Source organism: Caproiciproducens sp. NJN-50, from assembly GCF_004103755.1.
In the GTDB taxonomy this organism is placed as follows: Bacteria; Bacillota; Clostridia; order Oscillospirales; family Acutalibacteraceae; genus Caproicibacter.
On record NZ_CP035283.1, the window covers coordinates 215,985 to 238,677 of the forward strand.

The 22,693-nt window shown below is 57.8% G+C and carries 20 protein-coding genes and 1 other RNA gene; 11 read left to right on the plus strand and 10 right to left on the minus strand.

The window, feature by feature from the left end:
- The first annotated feature begins 119 nt into the window (after nt 1–119).
- The 4 genes from EQM14_RS01025 to EQM14_RS01040 all read left to right on the plus strand — a co-directional run bounded on the left by EQM14_RS01025 (nt 120) and on the right by EQM14_RS01040 (nt 4,356).
- On the plus strand, nt 120–1,163 hold the full coding sequence (locus tag EQM14_RS01025) for a lysylphosphatidylglycerol synthase transmembrane domain-containing protein (protein WP_128741209.1): 1,044 nt from the start codon (nt 120–122) through the stop codon (nt 1,161–1,163).
- Between the two features lie 86 nt (nt 1,164–1,249).
- Entirely contained in the window at nt 1,250–1,630 is a 381-nt protein-coding gene (locus EQM14_RS01030; RefSeq protein ID WP_128741210.1) for a GntR family transcriptional regulator, read from the plus strand.
- Entirely contained in the window at nt 1,623–2,522 is a 900-nt protein-coding gene (locus EQM14_RS01035) for an ABC transporter ATP-binding protein (protein WP_128741211.1), read from the plus strand. The genes EQM14_RS01030 and EQM14_RS01035 overlap by 8 nt, the downstream gene beginning before the upstream one ends.
- Entirely contained in the window at nt 2,497–4,356 is a 1,860-nt protein-coding gene (locus tag EQM14_RS01040) for an ABC transporter permease (protein ID WP_128741212.1), read from the plus strand. Before EQM14_RS01035 ends, EQM14_RS01040 begins: the two co-directional genes overlap by 26 nt.
- An 86-nt stretch (nt 4,357–4,442) precedes the next feature.
- On the opposite strand, the gene EQM14_RS01045 is transcribed toward EQM14_RS01040, so the two are convergent.
- Nucleotides 4,443–5,432, minus strand: coding sequence for a YeiH family protein (locus EQM14_RS01045; protein ID WP_243112575.1), 990 nt, complete (start codon nt 5,430–5,432; stop codon nt 4,443–4,445).
- A 98-nt stretch (nt 5,433–5,530) separates the two neighbouring features.
- Here EQM14_RS01045 and EQM14_RS01050 point away from each other — a divergent pair, with 98 nt between their 5' ends.
- The gene (locus EQM14_RS01050; RefSeq protein ID WP_128741213.1) at nt 5,531–6,418 is read left to right on the plus strand and encodes a LysR family transcriptional regulator; all 888 of its coding nucleotides are present in this window, start codon (nt 5,531–5,533) and stop codon (nt 6,416–6,418) included.
- A gap of 46 nt (nt 6,419–6,464) precedes the next feature.
- Here the strand turns inward: EQM14_RS01050 and EQM14_RS01055 are convergent, their stop codons facing one another.
- The 4 genes from EQM14_RS01055 to EQM14_RS01070 all read right to left on the minus strand — a co-directional run bounded on the left by EQM14_RS01055 (nt 6,465) and on the right by EQM14_RS01070 (nt 8,829).
- Nucleotides 6,465–7,658 (minus strand): FprA family A-type flavoprotein, encoded by a 1,194-nt coding sequence (locus EQM14_RS01055; RefSeq protein WP_128741214.1) that lies wholly within the window; start codon nt 7,656–7,658, stop codon nt 6,465–6,467.
- A gap of 21 nt (nt 7,659–7,679) precedes the next feature.
- A complete protein-coding gene (gene rd / locus EQM14_RS01060) occupies nt 7,680–7,841 on the minus strand; it encodes a rubredoxin (protein ID WP_128741215.1) in 162 nt (53 codons plus the stop codon).
- 59 nt (nt 7,842–7,900) lie between these two features.
- Complete coding sequence (locus EQM14_RS01065; protein WP_128741216.1) at nt 7,901–8,146, minus strand: DUF6514 family protein; 246 nt, start codon at nt 8,144–8,146, stop codon at nt 7,901–7,903.
- A gap of 185 nt (nt 8,147–8,331) precedes the next feature.
- Nucleotides 8,332–8,829: a phosphatase PAP2 family protein gene (locus EQM14_RS01070; protein ID WP_128741217.1), complete on the minus strand. Its 498-nt coding sequence runs from the start codon at nt 8,827–8,829 to the stop codon at nt 8,332–8,334.
- 95 nt (nt 8,830–8,924) lie between these two features.
- Between EQM14_RS01070 and EQM14_RS01075 the strand changes: the two genes are divergently transcribed.
- A complete protein-coding gene (locus EQM14_RS01075; RefSeq protein WP_243112576.1) occupies nt 8,925–11,546 on the plus strand; it encodes a calcium-translocating P-type ATPase, PMCA-type in 2,622 nt (873 codons plus the stop codon).
- A 364-nt stretch (nt 11,547–11,910) separates the two neighbouring features.
- Here EQM14_RS01075 and EQM14_RS01080 read toward each other — a convergent pair whose 3' ends face one another.
- The 3 genes from EQM14_RS01080 to EQM14_RS01090 all read right to left on the minus strand — a co-directional run bounded on the left by EQM14_RS01080 (nt 11,911) and on the right by EQM14_RS01090 (nt 13,675).
- Nucleotides 11,911–12,063: a FeoB-associated Cys-rich membrane protein gene (locus EQM14_RS01080; RefSeq protein WP_128741218.1), complete on the minus strand. Its 153-nt coding sequence runs from the start codon at nt 12,061–12,063 to the stop codon at nt 11,911–11,913.
- A 102-nt stretch (nt 12,064–12,165) separates the two neighbouring features.
- Nucleotides 12,166–13,296 (minus strand): sporulation integral membrane protein YtvI, encoded by a 1,131-nt coding sequence (ytvI, locus tag EQM14_RS01085; protein WP_128741219.1) that lies wholly within the window; start codon nt 13,294–13,296, stop codon nt 12,166–12,168.
- A 121-nt stretch (nt 13,297–13,417) separates the two neighbouring features.
- Complete coding sequence (locus EQM14_RS01090; protein ID WP_321173055.1) at nt 13,418–13,675, minus strand: helix-turn-helix domain-containing protein; 258 nt, start codon at nt 13,673–13,675, stop codon at nt 13,418–13,420.
- A gap of 560 nt (nt 13,676–14,235) precedes the next feature.
- Between EQM14_RS01090 and EQM14_RS01095 the strand changes: the two genes are divergently transcribed.
- From EQM14_RS01095 to EQM14_RS01105, 3 genes are all read left to right on the plus strand, one after another.
- Nucleotides 14,236–15,669, plus strand: coding sequence for a nicotinate phosphoribosyltransferase (locus EQM14_RS01095; RefSeq protein WP_128744194.1), 1,434 nt, complete (start codon nt 14,236–14,238; stop codon nt 15,667–15,669).
- Nucleotides 15,670–15,707: 38 nt separating this feature from the next.
- Nucleotides 15,708–16,053: RNase P RNA component class A (gene rnpB / locus EQM14_RS01100), an RNA gene on the plus strand.
- A 158-nt stretch (nt 16,054–16,211) separates the two neighbouring features.
- The gene (locus tag EQM14_RS01105) at nt 16,212–16,790 is read left to right on the plus strand and encodes a DNA-3-methyladenine glycosylase I (protein ID WP_128741220.1); all 579 of its coding nucleotides are present in this window, start codon (nt 16,212–16,214) and stop codon (nt 16,788–16,790) included.
- A gap of 85 nt (nt 16,791–16,875) precedes the next feature.
- Here the strand turns inward: EQM14_RS01105 and EQM14_RS01110 are convergent, their stop codons facing one another.
- On the minus strand, nt 16,876–18,654 hold the full coding sequence (locus tag EQM14_RS01110) for an NADH-dependent [FeFe] hydrogenase, group A6 (protein ID WP_128741221.1): 1,779 nt from the start codon (nt 18,652–18,654) through the stop codon (nt 16,876–16,878).
- Complete coding sequence (locus EQM14_RS01115; protein WP_128741222.1) at nt 18,648–20,483, minus strand: NAD(P)-binding protein; 1,836 nt, start codon at nt 20,481–20,483, stop codon at nt 18,648–18,650. Before EQM14_RS01115 ends, EQM14_RS01110 begins: the two co-directional genes overlap by 7 nt.
- Nucleotides 20,484–20,752: 269 nt before the next feature.
- Between EQM14_RS01115 and EQM14_RS01120 the strand changes: the two genes are divergently transcribed.
- A complete protein-coding gene (locus tag EQM14_RS01120; protein WP_128741223.1) occupies nt 20,753–21,793 on the plus strand; it encodes an agmatine deiminase family protein in 1,041 nt (346 codons plus the stop codon).
- Entirely contained in the window at nt 21,790–22,668 is an 879-nt protein-coding gene (gene aguB / locus EQM14_RS01125; protein ID WP_128741224.1) for an N-carbamoylputrescine amidase, read from the plus strand. Before EQM14_RS01120 ends, aguB begins: the two co-directional genes overlap by 4 nt.
- The last annotated feature ends 25 nt before the right edge of the window (nt 22,669–22,693 follow it).

Consider the following 22,693-nt stretch of genomic DNA (forward strand, 5'->3'; position numbering starts at 1 on the left):
AAAATAAATTCCGAGACCGCAGGTAAGGAAAGGATTTCGATTCGACTTGTATAATCGGGCAGGATGTTATAAAATATATAAGTTATAGTCGGAAAAACGATGGATTATGGAGTTAAAGTATGGCGGAAAAAAAGAAAAAGTTCGGAAAGAATCTTTTTGTGGCAATCACCCTGATCCTTTCCATCAGCATCCTGCTGTATTTTCTGTTTACCATGGGCGGGGGGATCGAGACACTGGCTCGCATCTCGAAAACGCTTCGCCGTTCCTGGCTGCTCGCCGCAGTGCTGGCCGCGGTTTCCTGCTGGCTGCTGGAAGGCTATGAAATCAATTTGCTCTGCCGGCACCTGAAAAGCGGGTGGAGGTTTTCTGATTCCTTTTCGACGGGTATGATCGGTTTCCTTTACAGCGCGGTGACCCCGTTTGCCACCGGGGGCCAGCCAATGCAGATGTACACGCTCAGCAATATGGGGATGGACACCGGCATGGCCGGTTCCGTCGTCGCGGTGAAAACCCTGATTTATCAGGTCGTAATGGTTCTGTACGCGCTTTTGATGGTTGCGCTGAAGCTCCACTATTTTCAAACCAGCGTGACCAACTTTGCGTTTCTGACCGTGATCGGCCTTTTTACCAACTGCATTTTCATCGCGGTGGTGGTTCTGTTCATCGTCAGCGAAAAAACGACGGACCGGATCCTCCGTTCCTCGCTTTCCCTGCTGCACCGGATGAAGCTGTGCCGCCACCCGGAGGAGCGCTATCGGAAAATTCACAGCCAGCTTCAGGTGTTTCACGACGCTTCCAAGCTGATGGGGAATTCCGCGCCGCTTTACCTGAGCGTCATGGTTTCCACGGTGCTGCAGATCACGCTGAACAGCCTGATTCCGTTTTTTATTTACCGCAGCTTTAACATGCATGGGGCTTCTGTCACCACCATGGTCGCCGCTCAGGTTTTCGTGGCGATGGTTTCCGCGTTTGTGCCGCTTCCGGGCGGCTCCGGCGGAGCGGAAAGCAGCTTTTATCTGTTCTTCAGCCTTTATTTCGGGGCGACGGCGATTTTCCCCGCCATTCTGCTCTGGCGCATCATCACCTACTACGCGAATATTGTATTCGGGGGAGTTTTTGCTTACCTTGGGAGCAGAATGCAAAGGATGAAGCGTTTTCAATAAATTAACCGTTGACAAAGAGGAAAAGGGATGTTATACTGTGACTGTACTAACATTAATAATACAGTAGGTACAGCGAGGTGATCAGGATGTTCGTGCTGGATTATAAAAGCAGGCTGCCAATCTATGAGCAGCTCTACAGGTCCATTACGCGGATGGCCGCTCTCGGCGCGATGGAGCAGGGGGAAGCCCTGCCGAGCGTCCGGGCGCTTGCTCAGGAGCTCGGCGTAAATCCCAACACGGTACAGAAAGCGTATCAGATGCTGGAGCGGGACGGAATCATTTTTTCGGTGCAGGGCAAGGGGTCGTTTCTGGCAGGAGACGAGTCCGCCGTCAGGCTCAGAAAGGAACTGGCGTTGGGAAAAGTGCGCGACGCGGCGGCGGAAGCGGCCGCCTGCGGAGTGGCAAAAGAAGAAATTCTGGCGCAGATATCCGGCGCTTATGAGGGAAGGGAGGATCGCCATGATTGAGGTCGACAATCTGACAAAGGAATTCGGCGACAAAACCGCGCTGGATGGAGTGACGTTCACCATCGGCGGCGGCTCCGTTTTTGGGCTGGTCGGTTCCAACGGCGCGGGGAAATCCACGTTTCTGCGCACCTGCGCGGGCATTTATTTCCCGGACGGGGGGAAAATCCTGGTGGACGGCGGGGAACCGTTTGAACATTCGGAGGTCAAGTCCAAGATCTGTTTTATCCCGGATTACCCCTATTTTCTGCCGCAGGCCACGCTGACCGATATGGCAAAATTTTACGCGGGAATCTATCCGAAATGGGACGGGAAACGCTTTGAGGATCTCTGCAAGCTGTTCCCAGTCGGCAAAAAAGAGCGTATTTCCAACTTTTCCAAGGGAATGCAGCGCCAGGCCGCGCTGATCTGCGCGTTTTCGGCGCACCCGGAGTATCTTCTGATGGATGAAATTTTCGACGGCCTGGACCCGGTGATGCGGCAGCTGCTGAAAAAGCTGATTTCCGAGGAGGTTTCCGGGCACGGGATGACCGTGATCATCGCGTCGCACAATCTGCGCGAACTGGAAGACCTGTGCGACCATGTGGGACTGTTTCACAAGGGCGGAATCCTGTTCGAGAAGGACATCGACGCGCTGCGGCTCGGCGTGAGCAAGGTCCAGGCGGCGTTCCGCCCGATGCCGGACAAAAGCGCGTTTGAGCCGCTTGAGATCCTTCAGTGGGGAACGCACGGCTCGCTTTTGAATCTTGTGGTGCGCGGCGGACAGGAAGAAACGATGAAAAAACTGGAATCTTTGCATCCTCTTTTCGCGGAAGCGCTCCCGCTGACGCTGGAGGAGGTCTTTATCAGTGAAATGGAGGTGGCCGGCTATGACATCAACAACATCCTCTCCTGACGCATTCGCTCAGTTTCGCCAGACCTATTTCTGGTCGCTGAGAAAGAACTTCGGCATGGCGGCCCTTCTCGCGCTGCTTCTGTTTCTGGCAAATCCGCTGATTCTGCTGGTCACCCTGCCGGGCGAAGCGGATTCCCTGGCGCGGCAGGCCGGGTTGTCGCAGGCGGAGAGACTGGAAGACCTTTCGCGGAGCTATACCAGCGTGGCCAGCAGCGTGGCTCCGGTTCTCGCGGCGGCGATCGTCCTGCTGTTCTGCGCCATCCTCTGTATCAGCCTGTTCGGCTACATGCAGAAAAAGCGCAGCGTGGACCTTTTCCACGCGCTGCCGGTCAGCCGGGAATCCCTGCTGCTCGGCCGTTGGTGCGCGGGCCTGACCATTCTGTCTGTGCCTGTGATTCTCGATTTTCTTTCCCTGTGGATCATCGGCGCGGCCTACGGCGTTTCGGTGATGCCGGGGTATCAGACGCCGCTTGCGCTGATGCTGTGGGTTTTGCTGATGGGAGCGGCGGCGTTCACCTTCTGCATGTTCATGATGATCTGCACCGGCACGACGCTGGACGCGGTGCTTTCGGCCCTCGGCATTAACGCCGGTTATCCGCTTCTGATCTTCTGTGTCTACAAAATTGCCGGGATGCTGCTGCCCGGCTTTCCCGGAGACGCTTTTCAGCATCTGGCCGTCCTGACCGCCTTCGCACCGTTCGCCGCGGCGTTTGCCGCCGTGATGAAGCTTCAGTCCCTCTGGTTCCTGGTCTGGTGGCTCGCCATGACGGGGCTGCTGCTGAGCGGTTCCGTCCTGCTGTATCACAGGAGAAGAAGTGAGTCGGCGGAGGACAACTTCGCGTTCCCGCTGCCGAAACTTTTGGTCCGATTCCTGGTGACGGCGGTCGGAGGACTCGGGTTCGGCCTGTTCCTTTGCGGCACTGCGAACGCGAATACAAACTTTTTCATCGGCGTGATCTTCGGCTCTCTCGCGGCGCATGTGATCGTCGAGGCGCTTTATTCCCGCGGGTTCCACAGAATGAAAGGGAGCTTTGCGTGGTACGGCGTTTTTGCCGTTGCGTTTGTCGCTTTCTACGGGGTGCTGTGCACCGGGCTGTTCGGTTACGACACGCGGGTACCCGATGCTTCCCAGGTGGAAAGCATCGGAATCAATTCGGACAGCTACTGGACCGGGTCCGGCAGCCAGCTGGTTTACAATGAAAACTTCCGCAACCGGATCTATACATTGTCTCCAGCCATCCGTCAGGAGGAAAACATCAAGACGGTGGTCGGGATTCATCAGGATCTGATCCGGCAGTACCGCTCCGGGTCTGTCTATACCCTGAAGAAAAACATGGGCAACAGCCTGACGCTCTCCTATCGGATGAAAGACGGGAGCGTCTTCACAAGAAGCTACCGGAGCTATTCCGATCAGATGAATCTGGAGAAAATACTGGCTCCCGCCTATAGCAAGCTGAACGGCATGCGGGAATTTGTGGAGACCAGCGACCTGATCTTCTATCTGTCACCGGAAAACATTAAAAATGTCGAAGTTTATACCGGCAAGGTGGAAAGCAAAACTTTTGTGCCCGATGTGGAAAAAGCGAAGCAGTTTCAGGAAGCAATCCTTCAGGATTTTCTTGACGGAAAGATTAACCGCAGCTATGAATCGCCACAGCCGTCGGAATACCTCAATATCGGCGTGGATTACCGAGAAAATTTTGAACCGGGCGAAAAGCTGAAGGCGCTGCTCGGCGGATACGAGGGAAAAGTCAACCTTAACGGCGGGAACTATGTCTTTTCAGATGAAAGCTCGGCCACTTGGAAGCTCCTGAAGCAGTGGGGCTGGGCCTGAAAATTTTAAGAGTACAACGATATGCATCATAAAACTAACCGAAAGGACCGCGGGCATTTGCCCGCGGTCCTTTCGGTTTAAAAATTTTATAAATGAAATGCGTATTGAACCCCAAGCGAGGTCAGGGACAGGACAGCCCAGCAGGCCGCTCCGAGCAGGATCGGCTTTACGCCGCTGCGGATCAGCTTGATCAGATTGGTGTTCAGCCCAATAGCCGCCATCGCCATGACGATCATGAACTTCCCCGCCTTGGAAAGGAATCCGCAGAGAATCGCGGGAAGGGGCAGAAAGGTGTAAGCGACGGAAGCGGCGGCAAAGCCAAGCACGAACCAGGGGAAAATTTTTTTAAGATCGTAGCTGCCTTTGCCGGAGGCCGCACTTTTGCGGGAGGTGTAAAAGGCAAGCGCCAGCGTGACCGGAACGATCATCAGCGTGCGGGTCAGTTTGACGATGACCGCCAGATTGCCGGCTGCGTTGCTGAAGGAGTAGCCCGCCGCGACGACGGACGAGGTATCGTTGACCGCGGTTCCCGCCCACAGGCCGAAGCTGTGGTCGCTCATGCCCATCAGATGCCCGAGAAACGGGAACAGGAAAGCGGCGATTACATTGAACAAAAAAATGGTGGAAATGGAGTGAGCTACATCTTCGTCTTCGGCGCCGATCACGGGCGCGGTGGCTGCAATGGCGGAGCCGCCGCAAATCGCCGTGCCGACTCCGATCAGCGTCTTCGTATTGCCGTCCAGCTTCAGCGCTTTGCCGCAGAAAAAAGCGGTGGAAAAGGCGGCGGTCAGCGTAAACGCCATCAGGATCAAAGTCTGGCCGCCGACCTGGAACACGTGAAACAGGTTCATTTCAAAGCCGAGAAGTATGATCGAGTACTGGAGCAGTTTTTTGGATGTGTAGCGGACTCCCTCATCAAACAGGACGGGCCTTTTCCAGAAGGCCAGCAGAAGGCCGAACAGAATTCCGAACACAGGGCTTCCGACGACGGGAAATGCCGTCCCAAGCAGCCAGGCGGGAATCGCTATGACGACCGTCAGAACGATGCCGGGAATGGCAGCGGCTAATTTTTTCAAACAGTCCTCTCCTTTCTTTTCTTTCATCATACCCCTTGATTTATGATAAGTAAAATATTAATATCTGATTATATCAATAAGTGAAAGGTTGTGGAAGTTTGACACTTCGTCATTTTAAAATTTTTATTGCCGTCTGTGACAGAATGAATATGACTTCCGCCGCAAAAGCCCTGTTCGTGTCGCAGTCCGCCGTCAGCCAGGCAATTTCGGAGTTGGAAAAATTCTATGGGGTCCGCCTGTTTGACAGGCTGTCGAAAAAACTGTATCTGACCCCGGAGGGAGAAATGCTGCTCGGTTATGCTCGCCAGATGCTGCGCATGAACGAAGAAATTGAAACGAGCATGAGGACCATGGCCGGCAGCGGAATCGTGCGCGTCGGCGTGAGCGTCACGGTGGGGTCGACCATTCTGCCGGAGCTTGTGCGTCGGTATCAGGAGGCCAATCCCGCGGTGGAGGTAGAAGTGTATGAGGATAACACGGACCGGATAGAAAAAAGGATCTTGCGCGATACCACAGATATCGGCCTTGTCGAAGGCGAGATCAGGTCGCCGGACCTTTGCAGCCGCCCGTTTCTGGAGGACGAGCTGGTCCTGATCTGCGGGGCGCGGCACCGCTTCGCGCGGCTTTCCTCGGTCGGGCCGGAGGAACTGGAGCGGGAACCGTTTATCATCCGGGAGGAAGGCAGCGGGACGAGAAAAACGTTTGAGGACGGCATGAAGGCGGGAGGATTTTCTTTCCGGACGGCATGGACCTGCAACAATACGGACACCATCAAGGCGGCGGTCGCCGCGGGACTGGGAGTCTCCGTTATTTCACGCCGCACGGTTGAGGAAGAGGTGAAAACCGGTGTTCTCTGCGCGAGGAGGGTCGATGGAATCCGGTTTACCAGGCAGTTCAAAGTCGTTGTGCATAAAAATAAATTTCTGACTGAACCGATGGGGAAGATGATCAGCCATTGCCTGTCCACGGAAAAATGGCAGAAATAAAAAACGCCCGGTAAGCACGCAGCATACCGGGCATCAGCATTTGATTTCAGGGTTTGATCTGAGCCGCAACCTGTTCGGCGTACTCCCGCGCGGAGGAAAGGTCCTCCGGCGTCGGCATGAAGTTTACCCTCAATCCGTCGCCGACAAATTTGAATTTCAGATGTTCCAGCCGGCTTTTCATCATCGGAACGGCCTCGCCGCTCCAGCCGTAGGATCCGAATGCGCCCGCCGGTTTCCCGCGGGTATTGATCGGATCGATGCTCGCCAGCACATCCCATACGATTTTCGGGGCGTCCCGGTTAATGGTGCAGGAACCCACCAAAAGGGCGTCCGCCCGGTTGACAAGCTCCGCGGATTTTTCAAACGGCTCAAAAACAATGTCGACCAGCCGCACGTCGAGCGATTCATTTTTGCGCAGCTCTTCTGCGGCCGCACAGGCGAGCCTGCCCGTGTAGCCATAGGCGGACGCATATAAAATCCCGACAATTTTTTTCTCCCGGGGCGCGGGCGTGCTCCACCTGCGGTAAAGCTCTTTGCATTTCCGGATGTTGTCCGTCAGGCACGGCCCATGGCTGGTGCAGACCAGCTCGACGGGGAGCCCCTCGATTTTGTCGAGCCCCGCGAGGACGTTCTGCCCGAACGGTGCCATAATGCATTTGTAATAATTTTCAAATTCATCCCAGTATTGCTGCGGATAATGGACCGACGAGTCCTTCAGGGTCGGCTCACAGTAATGGCATCCCAGAAAATCGCAGGTGAACAGCACTTTCTCGGACGGCATCCAGGTGAACATGGTATCCGGCCAGTGCAGCAGCGGAGCGACGATGAATTCCAGTTCCCGTCCGCCAAGGTCCAGTTTGTCCCCCTGCTTGACAACTACGCTCTGAAATTCCCGGTTCATGATCGCGGTGAGGTTTTTCTTCGCAGAAAAAGTGGAATAGACGACGATGTTGGGATTCAGGTCCAGAAGTCTAGCGATGGAGCCGGAATGATCTGGCTCCGTGTGATTTACAATCAGGTAATCGATTTTTGAAATTTCCACTATGCTCTGAATGTTTTCAAGGTATTCATCGAAGAAAGATTCGAGAACCGTATCGACCAGAATGTTCTTTTCGCCGGTAATCAGGTAGGCGTTGTAGCTTGTTCCGTATTCGGCATGCATAATAATGTCGAAAACACGCATGCCCGGATTTAAAACGCCCACGGAATAGACGCTTTCCGTTAATTTCTTGACGCTCATAACAGCAGCAGACTTCTTTCCTCAGTCTTCAGGTTCAAACATGTCTTTTCCCGCTCCGCATTCCGGGCATGTCCAATCGTCCGGCAGGTTTTCAAACGCGGTTCCGGGTTTTACGCCATGCTCTGGGTCGCCATTCGCCGGGTCATATACATAACCGCACGCGGTGCAAACATATTTTTTCATTTTGCCACTCCTTACGTCAGTATCTTTTTTAAACATTATAAATGAGTGAATCTGTTTTGTCAATCGGAGCAGCTGCCATACGCCAGGTCCTCAAGAATTTCGCAAAGATTTTCAGGAAAAACTTTACAGCGACGGAGCTGGCTTGCGAGGTCCAGAACCTTGAAGAGATTTCTTGAGACGAAAAGCCCTACAAAGTCGTCTTCCGAACGGATGATTTTAATTCCATATCCTTTCCTGCGATCCCCATATACATAATACTTCAGGCAGATACCCGGGATATCTGCGCACCCCACAAATCTGAACATGCACCACCATCCTCTCTGTGAATATTGATCACCTTTTACCTGATTATGGTAATATGATAATTCACATAAAGGAGATTATCAAGCGAAAAAGCTCTAATTTTGGTGCCAAAATAAGAAATACGCAAGATATATCGTTCTTTTACAAAAGTAAAATGGATATTGTGTACAGGAATTAAAGTTAAATTTTACAATTTGTATAAATAAATGACAATAAATGCGCATAATACGCCAAGTAATGAACCGAGAATCGTGTCGGAAGGATAATGCACAAAGAGAAAGACCCTGGAAAAAGCAATTAACAGCGCAAGAATCAAAGCGGCCGTGCCGAACCGGCTGCTGAAAAGCCAGATGACGGTCGCGGCTGCGAAAGAAGAAGCCGAATGCCCGGACGGGCACGAATAGCCGCCCGGGGTGTGAATCAGCAGGCGCGCGCCTGGGCTTCGCACAAACGGCCTGGGCCTGCCGATGATCGGCTTTAAAATCTGACTGATGATATGCGCCAGCACCATGGAAAAAAACAGCATGAACGCAAAGCTGCGGGTATGCCTGTTGTACCCCAGAAGAATCGCGGCGGCCAACCAGACTGCGCCGGCATTGCCGATCCTGGAGAGCAGCGGAAAAATAAGATCGGTGATTCGGTTATGGCAGTGAGTTTGAACATATCTGATGATTCTGACATCCATTCCTGTTCCTCCGGTCAGAGTTGTTCAGTGATTATTATACCATATTTTCCGCGGCTTGCGAATATACTTATATAAAAAACAGGAGATGATACGGATTGGAATGGCAGAGCCTGACAAAAGAAGACTGTGCGGAAAAACTGAAAACCAGCCTGCGGAAAGGTCTCACGCCGCCGCAGGCGGCCGAGCGGCTGCGCGAGTATGGAAACAACGAGCTGACCCGGCCGAAAAGGAAAAGCCTGTTCCTCCGCTTTGTGGCTCAGCTTTCCGATTTTATGGTGATCATCCTGCTCATTGCGGCGGGCGTTTCGTTTGTGACCTCCTGGCTCCAGCGGGACAGCGACTATATCGACGCGATTATCATCCTGATTATTGTCGCGGTCGACGCGGTGACGGGGCTGATCCAGGAAAGCCGGGCGGAACGGGCGATCGAGGCGCTCCAAAGGCTTTCCAGCCCGAAGGCCCGCGTCATCCGGTCGGGAAAGGAATTCGAAATCCCGGCGGAGGAGCTGGTCCCCGGCGACCTTGTCGCGGTGGAAACGGGCGACCTGGTGCCCGCGGATCTCCGCCTGACCGAATCGGTGGACCTGAAGGCGGAGGAAAGCGCGCTGACCGGGGAGAGCCTCCCCGGGGAAAAGGACGCCGATTCCGTATATCCGGCCGGAACGCCGCTGGGCGACCGGCATAATTTTTTGTATTCCACCAGTTCCGTCACCGCCGGCCGCGGGCGCGGGATCGTCGTGGAGACCGGCATGAGCACGCAGGTCGGCAGGATCGCGCACATGATCGGCCGGGAGGCCGCGCCGCAGACTCCGCTCCAGAAAAAGCTGGCGCAGACGGGCCGCATGCTGGGCGCGGGCGCGCTCGTCATCTGCCTTGTGATCTTTATCATGGGGCTGATCCAGAAAATAGACCCGCTGGAGATGTTCCTGATCGCCATCAGCCTTGCCGTCGCCGCAATCCCGGAGGGGCTGCCCGCGGTCGTCACCGTCACGCTTGCCGTCGGAGTCCGGCGCATGGCGGCGAAACGGGCGATCGTCCGGCGAATGCCGGCGGTGGAGACGCTCGGCAGCGCAAGCGTGATCTGCTCCGACAAAACGGGCACGCTGACGCAGAACCGCATGACGGTCGTGGAGCTGCAGAGTGCAGCGGGCAGGCTCGCGGCGGATTCGGCGGAAGGCCGGCTGCTGCTGGAAACAGCTTCACTTTGCACGAACTGCGTCAGTTCCGGCGGCAAGCTCCGGGGGGATCCCACCGAGACCGCCCTAGTCCGCGCGGCGTCCGCCGATCCCGGCAGGCTGGAGCAGCGGTTTCCCCGCGTCAGGGAGTTCCCGTTTTCCAGCGAGCGCAAGCGGATGACCACCGTGCACCGTCTGCCGGGCGGGCGCTGCCGGATCGTCACTAAGGGCGCGCCGGACGTCCTGCTGCGGTACTGCTCGTCCGGAACCGAGGGGATGGAGCGCAGAAACGAGGAGATGGCGTCGCGGGCGCTGCGGGTGCTCGGCGTTGCCTGCCGTGACGCGGACCGCCCCCCGCAGAGTGCCGAGGAGGCCGAACAGGGCCTTGTTTTTCTGGGGCTGGTCGGAATGATCGACCCGCCCCGCCCGGAGGCGGAGCGGGCCGTCAGGATGTGCAAACAGGCCGGGATCCGCCCGGTCATGATCACCGGAGACCATGCGGCGACGGCTGCGGCGATCGCCGTCCGCCTCGGGATCGCGGAGAGCGCCGGAAATGTTGTGACCGGTCCGGAGCTGGACCGCATGTCCGACGCGGAACTGAGTGGAAAGGTCAGCCGTCTCTCCGTGTTTGCCCGTGTTTCTCCGGAGCATAAAGTGCGCATTGTCCGGGCGTTCCAGTCCCGCGGCGAGGTTGTGGCGATGACCGGCGACGGCGTCAACGACGCCCCGGCCCTGCGGGCGGCGGACATCGGCTGCGCGATGGGGATTTCCGGGACGGACGTGGCCAAGGCCGCTTCCGACATGATCCTGACCGACGACAACTTTGCCACGATCGTCGCGGCCGTCCGGGAGGGGCGCGGGATTTATCAGAATATCCGCAAAACCGTGCATTTTCTGATCAGCTGCAATATCGGGGAGCTTCTGACGGTGTTCGTCGGATTTTTGCTGAGGCTGCCCAGCCCTCTTCTCGCGATCCAGCTTCTCTGGGTGAACCTGGTCACCGATTCCCTGCCGGCACTCGCGCTCGGCGTGGAACCGATCGGCGGCGACGTGATGAACCAAAAACCCGTGCGCCGCGGCGAAAGCGTTTTTTCCGGGGGAATGGGTTACAATATTCTGGTGGAGGGCTGCTTGATCGGCTCGCTTTCCCTGCTGGCGTACAGCATCGGGCGCGCGTTTTTCGACGTGGACCCGGCGTCCCCGTTTATCGGGCGGACCATGGCGTTTGCCGTTCTGAGCCTTTCACAGGTGGTACATACGTTCAATATGCGCTCCGACAGCTCCGTGTTCCGCGCCGGTCTGTTTGCCAACCCAAAGCTGGTTCTGGCGGCCGTCGCCTGCGTCTTTCTTCAGGCGGCTGTCATCGCGGTGCCGCCGCTCGCGGCGGTTTTTAAAACGGCGGTGCTGACGGGCCGGCAGTGGGCGGTTGTGGCGGCGCTGTCGCTTGCGCCGCTCTTTGTGGTGGAGGCGGAAAAAGCCGCCCGGCAGCGTGCCGCTGCACCCGCGCCCCGCCGTTTTACCCGGAGAGAACCGAAAGTTTAGGCTGGCGGGAGAGTTGACAAATGCTCCCGAAACGGCAAAGTTGGGAACAGTCTGGAGAATTGTCCGGTGCTGCGGATTTTCCCTCTCAGAGAAAGCGCGGTCTCACTGGGCGGTTCGGAGGGTAAAGGCTCCCGCAGGGCCTTCGTGTCAGCCGTAGGTGCTTCCTGTCCGGAGGACCGGCCGTGGCTGAAAAGCTGGGAGCGGTTCGGAGAATTTGTTCGGCACTGCGGGTCCGCCCTCTCAGGAAAGCATGCCTCATTGGGCGGGACGGGGGATAAAAGCTCCCCTTACAGGACCCAAAAACGAACGGACCCCGCTGAAAGGGACATTGTCCCTTTCAGCGGGGTCCGCAACCATGAATGCCTCAGCGCTTGCGGTTGATATCCGCGGGTTCTTCAAATCCTCCGCAGCTGCCGCAGTCACCGCCGCAGCCGCCGTGACTCAGGGAATCCACCGAATGGAATCCCAGGAACGCGAGCGCGGCAACGATCAGACTGATCAGAATCCAGGCCGCCATTCGATCACCTCCCACGACAGAATCTGTATGATGAATTTTTCAGGGCGTTCCACGCGGGAACGCCCGCTGGTTAGCTTGAACTTACTGTCTGGATCCAGTGTATCACGGTTTCGTCCGGCTGTCAAGCGGAGGCTGTTTGGCGCCGGAGGAACTTTCGCGGTGCTCGAACAGGGTGGGAAGCTTTCCGGATTTTGTCAGCGTCTGGTACAGAATCATCAGCAGCGGAATATAGATCAGAATCCAGAAATTTTTGGCGACCAGGGCGAAATAGATGGCGGCCAGCATCGAAAGAGGGTGGATATCGATGGAGGACGAGACGATTTTCGGCTCGATGATCTGCCGGATGGCGGTGATGATCAGCCAGCACACAAGAAGGGCGCCGGCCGTGAAATAGTTGCCTGTGAAAAGGTAGAAGCAGGAAATTGGAATGTAGATCGTCCCAGGGCCGAGGACCGGCAGGATATCCGCGATGCCGGTGATTAGGCTGAATACGAGGGGATACGGCACGCCGAGCACGATAAAAACAATGAGTGTCTCCACAAACGTGATAAAATAGATCAGGAGATAGGAACCGATGTATTTTCCGCTGAGGCTGCGCCCGTTGCGGGAGTAATTGCGAAGGTCGTCCGCGCCGCCGGCCGTGAAAAGCCCAAGCAGCGAATTCTTGATTTTCCGCATGTCTTTGGAAAAAAAGTAAGTGGAAAAGATCATGACGATGAACATGGTGAAAATGGCGGGAAGGGAGGTTAGAAAGCCGAGGACGGCGCTGAGCGTTTTGGTCGCGAGGGAAAGGCCCGTCTGCGCCAGGTTCAGCATCTTCTCCTGGTTCTGCTGAAGGAATCCCGCGTCAAAATGATTGATGGCGTCGTTGAACTGCTGGATCAGGGAGCTGAACGGCGAGGTCAGAGGGCCCAGGTCCGACGGTTTCAGGGTGGAGATATAGGCGATCAGATTGCTGATTTCACGGATCAGCCACAATCCGATCAGGAACAGCAGGCCGAACAGGACCGCGTAGACCGCGAGAGTCGCCACCGCCGCGGCCGCGGTCTGGTGGAAATGAAGCCTGCGGCGCAGGCACTCGATCAGCGGCTGGGCCAGCAGGGCCAGCAGAAAGCCGGCGAGAAACGGAAAGGTGTATTTCAGTGTTGCCGCGAACAGAAGAAACCCGGCGGTATAACAGACCAGAAACACCAAAAGAGGCCTGATCCGGATCAGCTGGTGCTTGTCGAACAACGAAAAACCCCCTTGTCAATTGAATCGGAATAGAGTATATTCATTATAACGTACAAAAGCGGAAAAAGAAAGAAAAAAAGGGCGTTCCGCACCGGGCTGCGGAACGCTCTCACACCGGAACTTATTTTTCCCTGCCCAAAAGCCAATCCACAGAAACATTGAGGATATTGGCAAGCGCCGAAAGCTCGAAATCCGTCACATAACGAATCTGTCCTTCCAGTTTGGACAGGCCGGAAGCATTCATGTCGACTCCGTTGACCTGAAGCTGAGCCAAAAGCTCTTTTTGCTTCATACCCTGATTTTTGCGTGCCATTTCGACGCGCGCACCCACCAAGTTGCGGGTTCCAAGTGCTTGTTTGCGCAATCTCAATTCGTTCATCTCCTCGTAGCATATTTTGGTTTTGCATACACTTCTTTTTCACAAGACTGTGTTTGCCGGCAGGATTCGGCAAAACAGTTCTTTTCCGGGACCGAATCTACCAATTTTACCGACAGTGCTTAGTATAATATCTTTTTGTTATTATTGCAATAAAAAATGGATTTTTTTCACCTGATTCGCCATATTATTAGAAAAAGTTTATAATTTAGACTAAGTGCCAAAATACAATATTATTTTACCAGGGCATGATAAAATTATTCTTTATTAGGAACTTAAATTTGAGCTTTGCTTTGACTGGCCGGACACCGCAGAACGAACGGCCGTAAGTTCCGGCCATTTCCTGCTTACTGTCCTGCGGACGGCAGCCGGCCCGGCCGCAGGGGACCGGACGGACCCATGCCGCCGCTAAGCCTGTGACACGCCGTTGTGCGATTGTCTCAAGCTTTCGTGTCAATCTATAATATGTCGGCCTGAGGATTGGAAGTCACAGTAATTTTTGAATCATAATTTCGGGGGATGTTTTTTTGGAAAAGAACAGTGAAAAAAGTAAGAACCTGACCATGCTGACCGATTTTTACGAGATCACCATGGCGAACGGGTATTTCACGAACGGGTACCGGAACACCATTGTCTATTTTGACATGTTCTTCCGTGAAATACCGGACAGCGGAGGGTACGCCATTATGGCGGGCGTTCAGCAGCTTGTGGATTACCTGAAGAACCTGAAATTCACGCCGGAGGATATCGACTATCTCCACAACTGCAAAATCTTTAATGAGGAGTTTATCCGCTACCTGGAGAATTTCCGCTTCTGCTGCGACGTCTGGTCGGTGCCCGAGGGAATGCCGATCTTCCCCGGCGAGCCGATCCTCACCGTGCGCGGGCCGGTGATCCAGGCCCAGTTCATTGAGACCATGATCCTGCTGACCATCAATCACCAGAGCCTGATCGCGACAAAGGCGAACCGCATCTGCCGCGCGGCGGAGGGCAGGCCGGTCATGGAGTTCGGGTCCCGGCGCGCGCAGGGCGCCGACGGCGCGATCCTGGGGGCGCGCGCCGCTTACATCGGCGGCTGCTGCGGCACGGCCTGCACCATCTGCGACCGGGAATACAGCGTTCCGGCCCTCGGCACGATGGCGCACAGCTGGATCCAGCTCTTTGACACGGAGCTCGACGCGTTCCGCGCCTATGCGCGGGAATACCCGCAGAGCTGCACGCTGCTGGTCGACACCTACAATGTTCTCAAATCGGGCGTTCCCCACGCGATCCAGGTGTTCCGGGAGGAGATTCTGCCGCGCGGCTTCCGGCCCGCCGGCATCCGCATCGACAGCGGCGACATCACCTATCTTTCCAAGCGGGCCAGAAAGATGCTGGACGAAGCCGGCTTTCCGGACTGCAAAATCTGCGCCTCCAACTCGCTGGACGAATATATCATCCGGGATATGCTGATCCAGGGGGCGAAGGTGGACAGCTTCGGCGTCGGCGAACGCATGATCACTTCGTCCAGCCATCCGGTGTTCGGCGGGGTGTACAAGCTCAGCGGGGTGGAAAACAGGGACGGCGGCGTCACGCCGAAAATCAAAATCAGTGAAAATGTGTCGAAAATCACCACCCCGGGTTTCAAAAGGCTCTGGCGCCTTTACGACCGCGCGAGCGGCAAGGCGCTCGCGGATGTCATCACTCTTTCCGACGAGGTGATCGACGACACGCGCCCCTATGAAATTTTCGACCCGGATTTTGTCTGGAAGCGCAAGACTCTCCGGAATTTCAGGGCGGAGGACATCCGCGTTCAGCTGTTCCGGAACGGGAACAGCCTCACGGAAAAGCAGTCCCTGAAGGCTCTCCAGTCCTTCTGCTCCCGGCAGGTGGATACGCTCTGGGACGAGGTCAAGCGGTTTGAAAATCCCCACCGCTATTACGTCGATCTGTCCCGCAAGCTGTGGGATGTGAAGAGCAGGCTGATTTCCGAATATTCCTTCGAGCCGGACGCTTGACATTTTCAGCGGAATCGTTTAAAATACACAGTACTATGCGAGCAGGCCGGGCAGCCGCGGGCGCAGCGCGAAAGCGCGCGTGCGAGGAAAGTCCGAGCTCCACAGGGCGGAATAACGGCTAACGGCCGCCGGGGGCGACCCCAGGGAAAGTGCAACAGAAAGAAACCGCCGCATTTGCGGTAAGGATGGAAAGGCGGGGCAAGAGCCCACCAGCGCGCGGGAGACCGCGCGGCTCTGCAAACCCTATTCGGAGCAACACCGCAGAGGGACGTTGCGCGCCGGCCCGGCGCGTCCCGAGAAGGTGGCATCGAGCCGCGGTGGCGACACCCGGCCAAGATAGATGGCTGCTTAAGACAGAACTCGGCTTACAGGCCTGGTCGCATTCTTAAACACTGAAACCCCGCTGTTTTAGCGGGGTTTTTGTTGCTTCGGCGGTCTTCGGCCCGCGGCGTCGGGAAAAATACCGCCTTTTTATTGACACATATGTTCGATTGTGATATCATATCGCGTAGGATGGATGGAACGGAAAGGGGGATTGCGGCATGACGCGCTGCGGCTGGTGCGAATCGGACGATCTGTACCGCGCCTATCACGACGAGGAATGGGGAGTTCCCGTCCACGACGACCGGAAGCACTTTGAATTTCTGGTGCTGGAATCCGCTCAGGCGGGGCTGAGCTGGATCACCATCCTGCGCAAGCGGGAGGCTTACCGGACTGCGTTCGACGGGTTCGACCCGGAAAAGATCGCCGCCTACGGCGAGGATAAACTATTGGAACTGATGAAGAATCCCGGCATCATCCGGAACCGCAGAAAAATAGAATCTGCGGTGAACAACGCCCGCCGGTTTCTGGAAGTACAGAGGGAATTCGGAAGCTTCGACCGGTACATCTGGAATTTTGTCGGGGGAAAGCCGGTGGTCGGGCACTACGGGACGCTCGATGAAATTCCGGCGAAAACGGAGCTTTCAGAGGCCGTCAGCCGGGATCTGAAAAAAAGGGGGTTCCAGTTTCTCGGTCCGGTTATCGTCTATTCCCACCTGCAGGCGACCGGGCTGGTCAACGACCACCTGGATTCCTGCTTTCGGAAAAACTGTTCGGAACCGGCGGCAAAGCCGGGATGAACCGCGCGGGAGGCCTCTGCGGCGGAATATTAAGAAGGGGCGCGGGAGAGTTTCTCCCGCGCCCCTATTTTTCTGCGAGCCTCTTTTACCAGTCGGTCCGGTCCGGCGCGTCCGTTCCCCGGTCAGCCGGAAGAGGGGACAGCGGCATCTCCCAAAGCTGATGGTCCGTATGCAGCAGTTCGTGAGCCCGGTGCGACAGCGGTTTTTCCATGTAATCCCGGTACAGGCGCAGAACGGCCGGATTCTCATGGGAAAAACGGACCGCGTTGTTCCGGTCGAGACCGTAAAGGTTCTTCGCGCGCTCGCCGGCGGGTTCTTCCCCCTCCCGGATCGGCTGCCCGCCGCCGCCGGAACAGCCTCCGGGACAGGCCATGACCTCTACAAAGTCATAGCGGGCCCTGCCGCGCAGGACCGCTTCCACCAGCCGCCTCGTGTTCCCGAGACCGCTGACGACCGCGACCCGGAGCGGCGTGCCGTTCAGCTCGAAGGAGGCTTCCTTCCAGCCGTCCATCCCCCGAACCCCGCGGAACGCGTCCGGGTCCGGATTTTCCCCGGTGACCAGATAATACGCGCTGCGGAGCGCGGCTTCCATCACCCCGCCGGTCGCGCCGAAGATCACGCCCGCGCCGGAACCGGCTCCGAGCGGAGCGTCGAATTCCTCTTCTTCGAGCTCGTTTGCCCGGATGTGTTCCGCGCGGATCATGCGGTCCACCTCGCGCGTGGTCAGGACCACGTCCACATCCCGCTCCGTCCCCGCGCTGTTCATGGAGGGAAGGGCGGCCTCGTGTTTCTTTGCGATGCAGGGCATGATGGAGACGCAGCAGATGCGCTCCGGTTCCACATTCAGAAGCTTCGCGTAATAGCTTTTCGCAACCGCCCCAAACATCTGCTGCGGGGATTTCGCCGTCGAAAGCTGCCGGACAAGCTCCGGATACTGCGACTTGACAAACCGGACCCAGCCGGGGCAGCAGGAGGTAAACATCGGCAGGGGATTGTCCCCGCGCGTTTTCAGCCGTTCCAGAAATTCGCTGCCTTCCTCCATGATGGTCAGGTCGGCGCTGAAGGTGGTGTCGAAAATATAGTCGAAGCCCATATTCCGCAACGCGGCGACGAGCCGTTTGACGGTCGCCCGTTCCCGCGGCAGGCCCAGCGACTCGCCCCATGCCGTCCGCACGGCCGGGGCGATCTGCACGACCGTGACCATGTCCGGGTCCGCCAGCGCGGCGAACGCCTTCTCCGTATCGTCCCGCTCCCGCAGCGCGCCGACCGGGCAGTGCGTGATGCACTGTCCGCACAGCGCGCAGTCAGAATCCTCGATGCGGCGGTTGTAGGAAACGTCGACCGTCGTGCGGGACCCGGTGTTCGCGACGTCCCAGATCCCCATGCTCTGGATCCGGTCGCACACCTGGATGCAGCGCATGCATTTGATGCATTTGGAGAAATCCCGGATGAGGGGGAAATCCTTGTTCCACGGGGAATAAGGCAGCTCGCGCCGGTACGGCAGCTCCAGAATTCCCAGGTCGTTCGCCATGGCCTGCAGACTGCAGTTGCCGCTGCGCGCGCAGGTGGCGCAGTAGCAGTCGTGCTGGGAGAGGATCAGCTCCACATTGGTACGGCGCGCCTCCCGCACGCGGGGGCTGTTGGTGCGGATGACCATGCCCTCTTTTACCCTGTTGTTGCAGGCGGTCACCAGGCGGTCGGTTCCCTCCAGCTCCACCACGCAGACGCGGCAGGCCCCGATTTCGTTGATTCCCTTCAGATAGCACAGGGTGGGGATCGCAGCTCCGGCCGCGGAGGCGGCCGTCAGAATCGTGGCCCCTTCCTCCGCCTGAAAGGGAGTTCCGTTGATTGTGATATTTACCATTTCGCGATTCTTCCTCCCTTGAAAATCCCGTAGCCGAAGTGGTCGCAGCGCAGGCAGCGCGACGCTTCCTGCATGGCTTCCTCACTGGTCATGCCGTGTTCGATCGGCTCAAAGTCGCACGTCCTCTCCCCGGCGGGACGGAGCGTCATGTTCACCCTGCCGCAGGGGGGCCGGTCGCTGAGGTTCGGCTGGGGGATCTCCACCCCCGCCGTGATTTCGTGGTTGAATCCGAGATAGTTGTCGATGTTCGCCGCGGCGACCTTTCCGGCGGCAATCGCGCGGATCACGGTGGCGGGTCCGCTGGCGCAGTCGCCGCCCGCGAACAGATTGGCGACGTTTTCCACCTTGGCGCTGTTCTTTGCCTGGATGGCTCCGCGGCTGACCGGAACGCCGAACTCCGCGAACGGTTCGTACTCAATGCTCTGCCCGATGGCGACCACGATCAGGTCGCAGGGAAAGCGCAGCTCTCCAACGTCCGCGTTCCTCGGGGACGGGCGTCCGGCGGAATCCACTTTGCCGATGATCTGCGGCTTGAGCCACAGCGCGCAGGCGTTTCCGTTTTCATCCGCCTCTATGCGCGACGGGGCGTGCAGGCTCAGCACCTCGCATCCTTCCGCAAGGGCTCCCTCGACCTCCTCGGGCAGGGCGGTCATATCCTCCTGCCGGCGGCGGTACATGATCCCCACGCGGGAGGCCCCCAGACGCACGGCGGACCGGGCCACGTCCATCGCCACGTTTCCGCCGCCGATGACGGCGACGTTCCGGCCGCTGAAATCAGGATTGCGGCCGTTGCCGATTTCGCGCAGCATTTCGACAGCGGAAACGACCCCTCGGCTTTCCTCGCCCGGAATGCCCAGCTTTTTGTCGGAATGCGCGCCGATGGCGATGTAAACCGCGTCATATTGGCGCGTCAGCTCGGCGATCGGCAGACCGCGGCCCACTTCCACGCCTGTTTTCAGTTTCACGCCCGCCGACAGGATCGCGCCGATGTCCTGCTGAAGCATTTCGCGCGGCAGCCGGTAGCTGGGGATGCCGTAGCGGAGCATGCCGCCAGGCAGCGGCTGCTTTTCATAGACCGTGACGGAGTGACCCATCAGGGAAAGGTAATATGCCGCGCTGAGTCCGCCCGGCCCGGCGCCGACGACGGCGACCCGCTTTCCGGTGGAGTCGGCGCGCGCCGGCACGGGGACTTCTCCCGCATGGTCGGCCGCGTAGCGTTTCAGCCCCCGGATGTTGATGGAATCGTCGATCATGTTTCTGCGGCAGCGCGCCTCGCACGGATGCTCGCAGACGTATCCGCAGGATGCCGGAAACGGATTGTCCTTTCGGATCAGGCGGATTGCGTCCGCGCTTCTTCCTTCCGCCACCAGCGCGATATAGCCCGGGATATCCACCCCGGCCGGGCACAGCGCGACGCACGGCACGGGCTGGTTCAGGCTGCAGGTGCACCGGCCGTTCACGATATGCTCCACATAGTCCTCGCGAAAGCCGCGGACGCCGCGCAGCACCATTCCCGCCGCCTCCCAGCCGATCGCGCAGTCGGCGGTAGAGACGATCACGCGGGCGGTTTTTTCAATCAGGTCCAGCGTCCGCAGCGTTGCCCGGTGTTCCAGCACGTCTTCCAGAAGGGTTTCCAGCTGCGCCAGCCCAACGCGGCAGGGAACGCATTTTCCGCACGTCTGCGCCCGGCACAGTTTCAGAAAGGAAGCCGCCAGATCCACCGGGCAAAGCCCGGGCGGGCTTGCCACGATCCGGCGCTCCAGATCGCGGTAAAGTCCCTCCACCGCCGTCTGGGCTTTATCCGGCGTCGCTATCACCAGTCTGCTCAAAATTATTTCCCTCCAATTTTCCCCATCAATCCAAAAGCTCTAATTTGTTAAAAATGTAACGATTAATCCCGCGAATTTTTGTCAAAAAAATATCAAAGAATGTTTTAATTATAACGAATATCCCCAAAGATGTAAAGTATCGCAAAGAATTTTGTAACAAATCCAGGCATGCTAATTCTTCCATTTTCCCTGCGCGGACACGCGCCTGATGATTTTAAATCCGGGACATGATATAATTAAGGATCAGAAAGGGACAGGAGGAGATCGGAATGGCGGGAACAAGAAGAATGCCGGCGGAATGGGAACCGCACGAAAGGACGCTGATCCAGTGGCCGGTGCGCCGGTCGCTGATTCATCCGGAGAACAATGAGGAGGTCTGCGCCGGTTATGCGGCCGCGGCGCGGGCAGTCGCGGAGTTCGAACCGGTCACGGTCGTCGCGGCGGAGGACACCGCAGGGCGGGCCGAACGTCTCTGCGGCGGCAGGGCGGAAATCTTTACCGCGCCCCACAGCGACGCCTGGGTGCGGGACAGCGGCCCGACCGTCGTACTGGAAGAGGACGGCGCGCGGCTCGGCGTCCGCTGGCGCTTTAACGCCTGGGGCGGAAAATACGCTCCCTGCGAACCGGACCATGAGGCGGCGCGCGCCGTGCTGAAGCATTTGGGAATCCCGCGCGCGGACGCCCCGATCGTCCTGGAGGGCGGTTCGATCCACACGGACGGCGAGCGGACTCTTCTGACCACCGAACAATGCCTGCTCAATCCGAACCGGAACCCGGACCTCAGCCGCGAAATGATCGGGGAAACGCTGCGGGAATTTCTCGGCGTAAAGAAAGTGATCTGGCTGAATCGGGGCCTCGCGGGCGATGAGACGGACGGGCACGTGGACAATATCGCTTGCTTTGCCCGGCCCGGCACAGTCCTTTTACAGGTCTGCGACGATCCGGAAGACGAAAACTGTGAAATCACGGGGGAAAACCGTAAAATTTTAAATACCGCGCGGGATGCGGCGGGGCGCCCTCTGCAAGTGATCGAGATTCCCCAGCCGCCTGTGCGCTGCTTTGACGGGACCCGCCTGACGCTCAGCTACCTCAACTTCTATCTGGTCAACGGAGGGGTGGTTCTGCCCGTGTTCGGCGGGGATGCCAGGAAAACGGACGAGGCCGCGGTAAAGATCCTTCAGGAGGTTTTTCCGGATCGCAGAATCCGGACGGTGGACGGGATCCCGCTTGTGCGGGAAGGCGGGAATATCCACTGCATTACGCAGCAGATCCCGGCGGCGGGATCTGGCGGAGAGGAGAAGGCGGAATGAGAAATGTGACGGTGGCTGCGGTGCAGATGAGTTGCGGCGAATCCCCGGAAGAAAACCGGGACAGGGCGGAACGGATGGTGCGCCGCGCCGCGGAGCGGGGCGCGAACATCGTCTTGCTGCAGGAACTGTTTGAAACGCCCTATTTCTGTCAGTGCGAGGACGCGGCGGTGTACGGCTGGGCTGCGGAAACGGAGCGGAACCCCGCCGTGCGGCGTTTCCGCGCGGTTGCAAAGGAGCTTGGCGTGGTGCTTCCGGTCAGCTTCTATGAAAAGAAAAACAATGCCCGGTTCAACTCCGCCGCGATGATCGACGCGGACGGGAGCCTGCTCGGCGTCTACCGGAAAAGCCACATCCCGGATGGGCCGGGTTATGAGGAAAAGTTCTATTTCAGCCCCGGAGACACGGGATTTAAAGTCTGGGATACAAAATTTGGGCGCATCGGCGTCGGCATCTGCTGGGACCAGTGGTTCCCGGAGGCCGCCCGGTGCATGGCCCTTCTCGGCGCGGAGCTGCTTCTTTACCCGACCGCGATCGGTTCGGAACCGGAGGCCCCGGAGGTCGATTCCAAAGATCACTGGCAGCGGTGCATGGTCGGGCACGCGGCCTGTAATCTGGTGCCGGTCGCCGCCGCGAACCGGATCGGGAGGGAAACCTTCGGGTCCTCTTCCATCGAATTTTACGGCTCCTCTTTCATCGCCGGGCCGACCGGGGAAATCCTTGCGCAGGCTGGCCGCACGGAAGAGGCGGTTCTGACCGCAAAATTCGACCTGGACGCGCTCGAGGCGCAGCGGGCCGAGTGGGGCGTGTTCCGCGACCGCAGGCCGGAGCTTTACCGCCCGCTTCTGACGCTGGACGGCACGGGCGGAAGGGAATAATAAAAAACAGGGGGCGCGGCGAAAG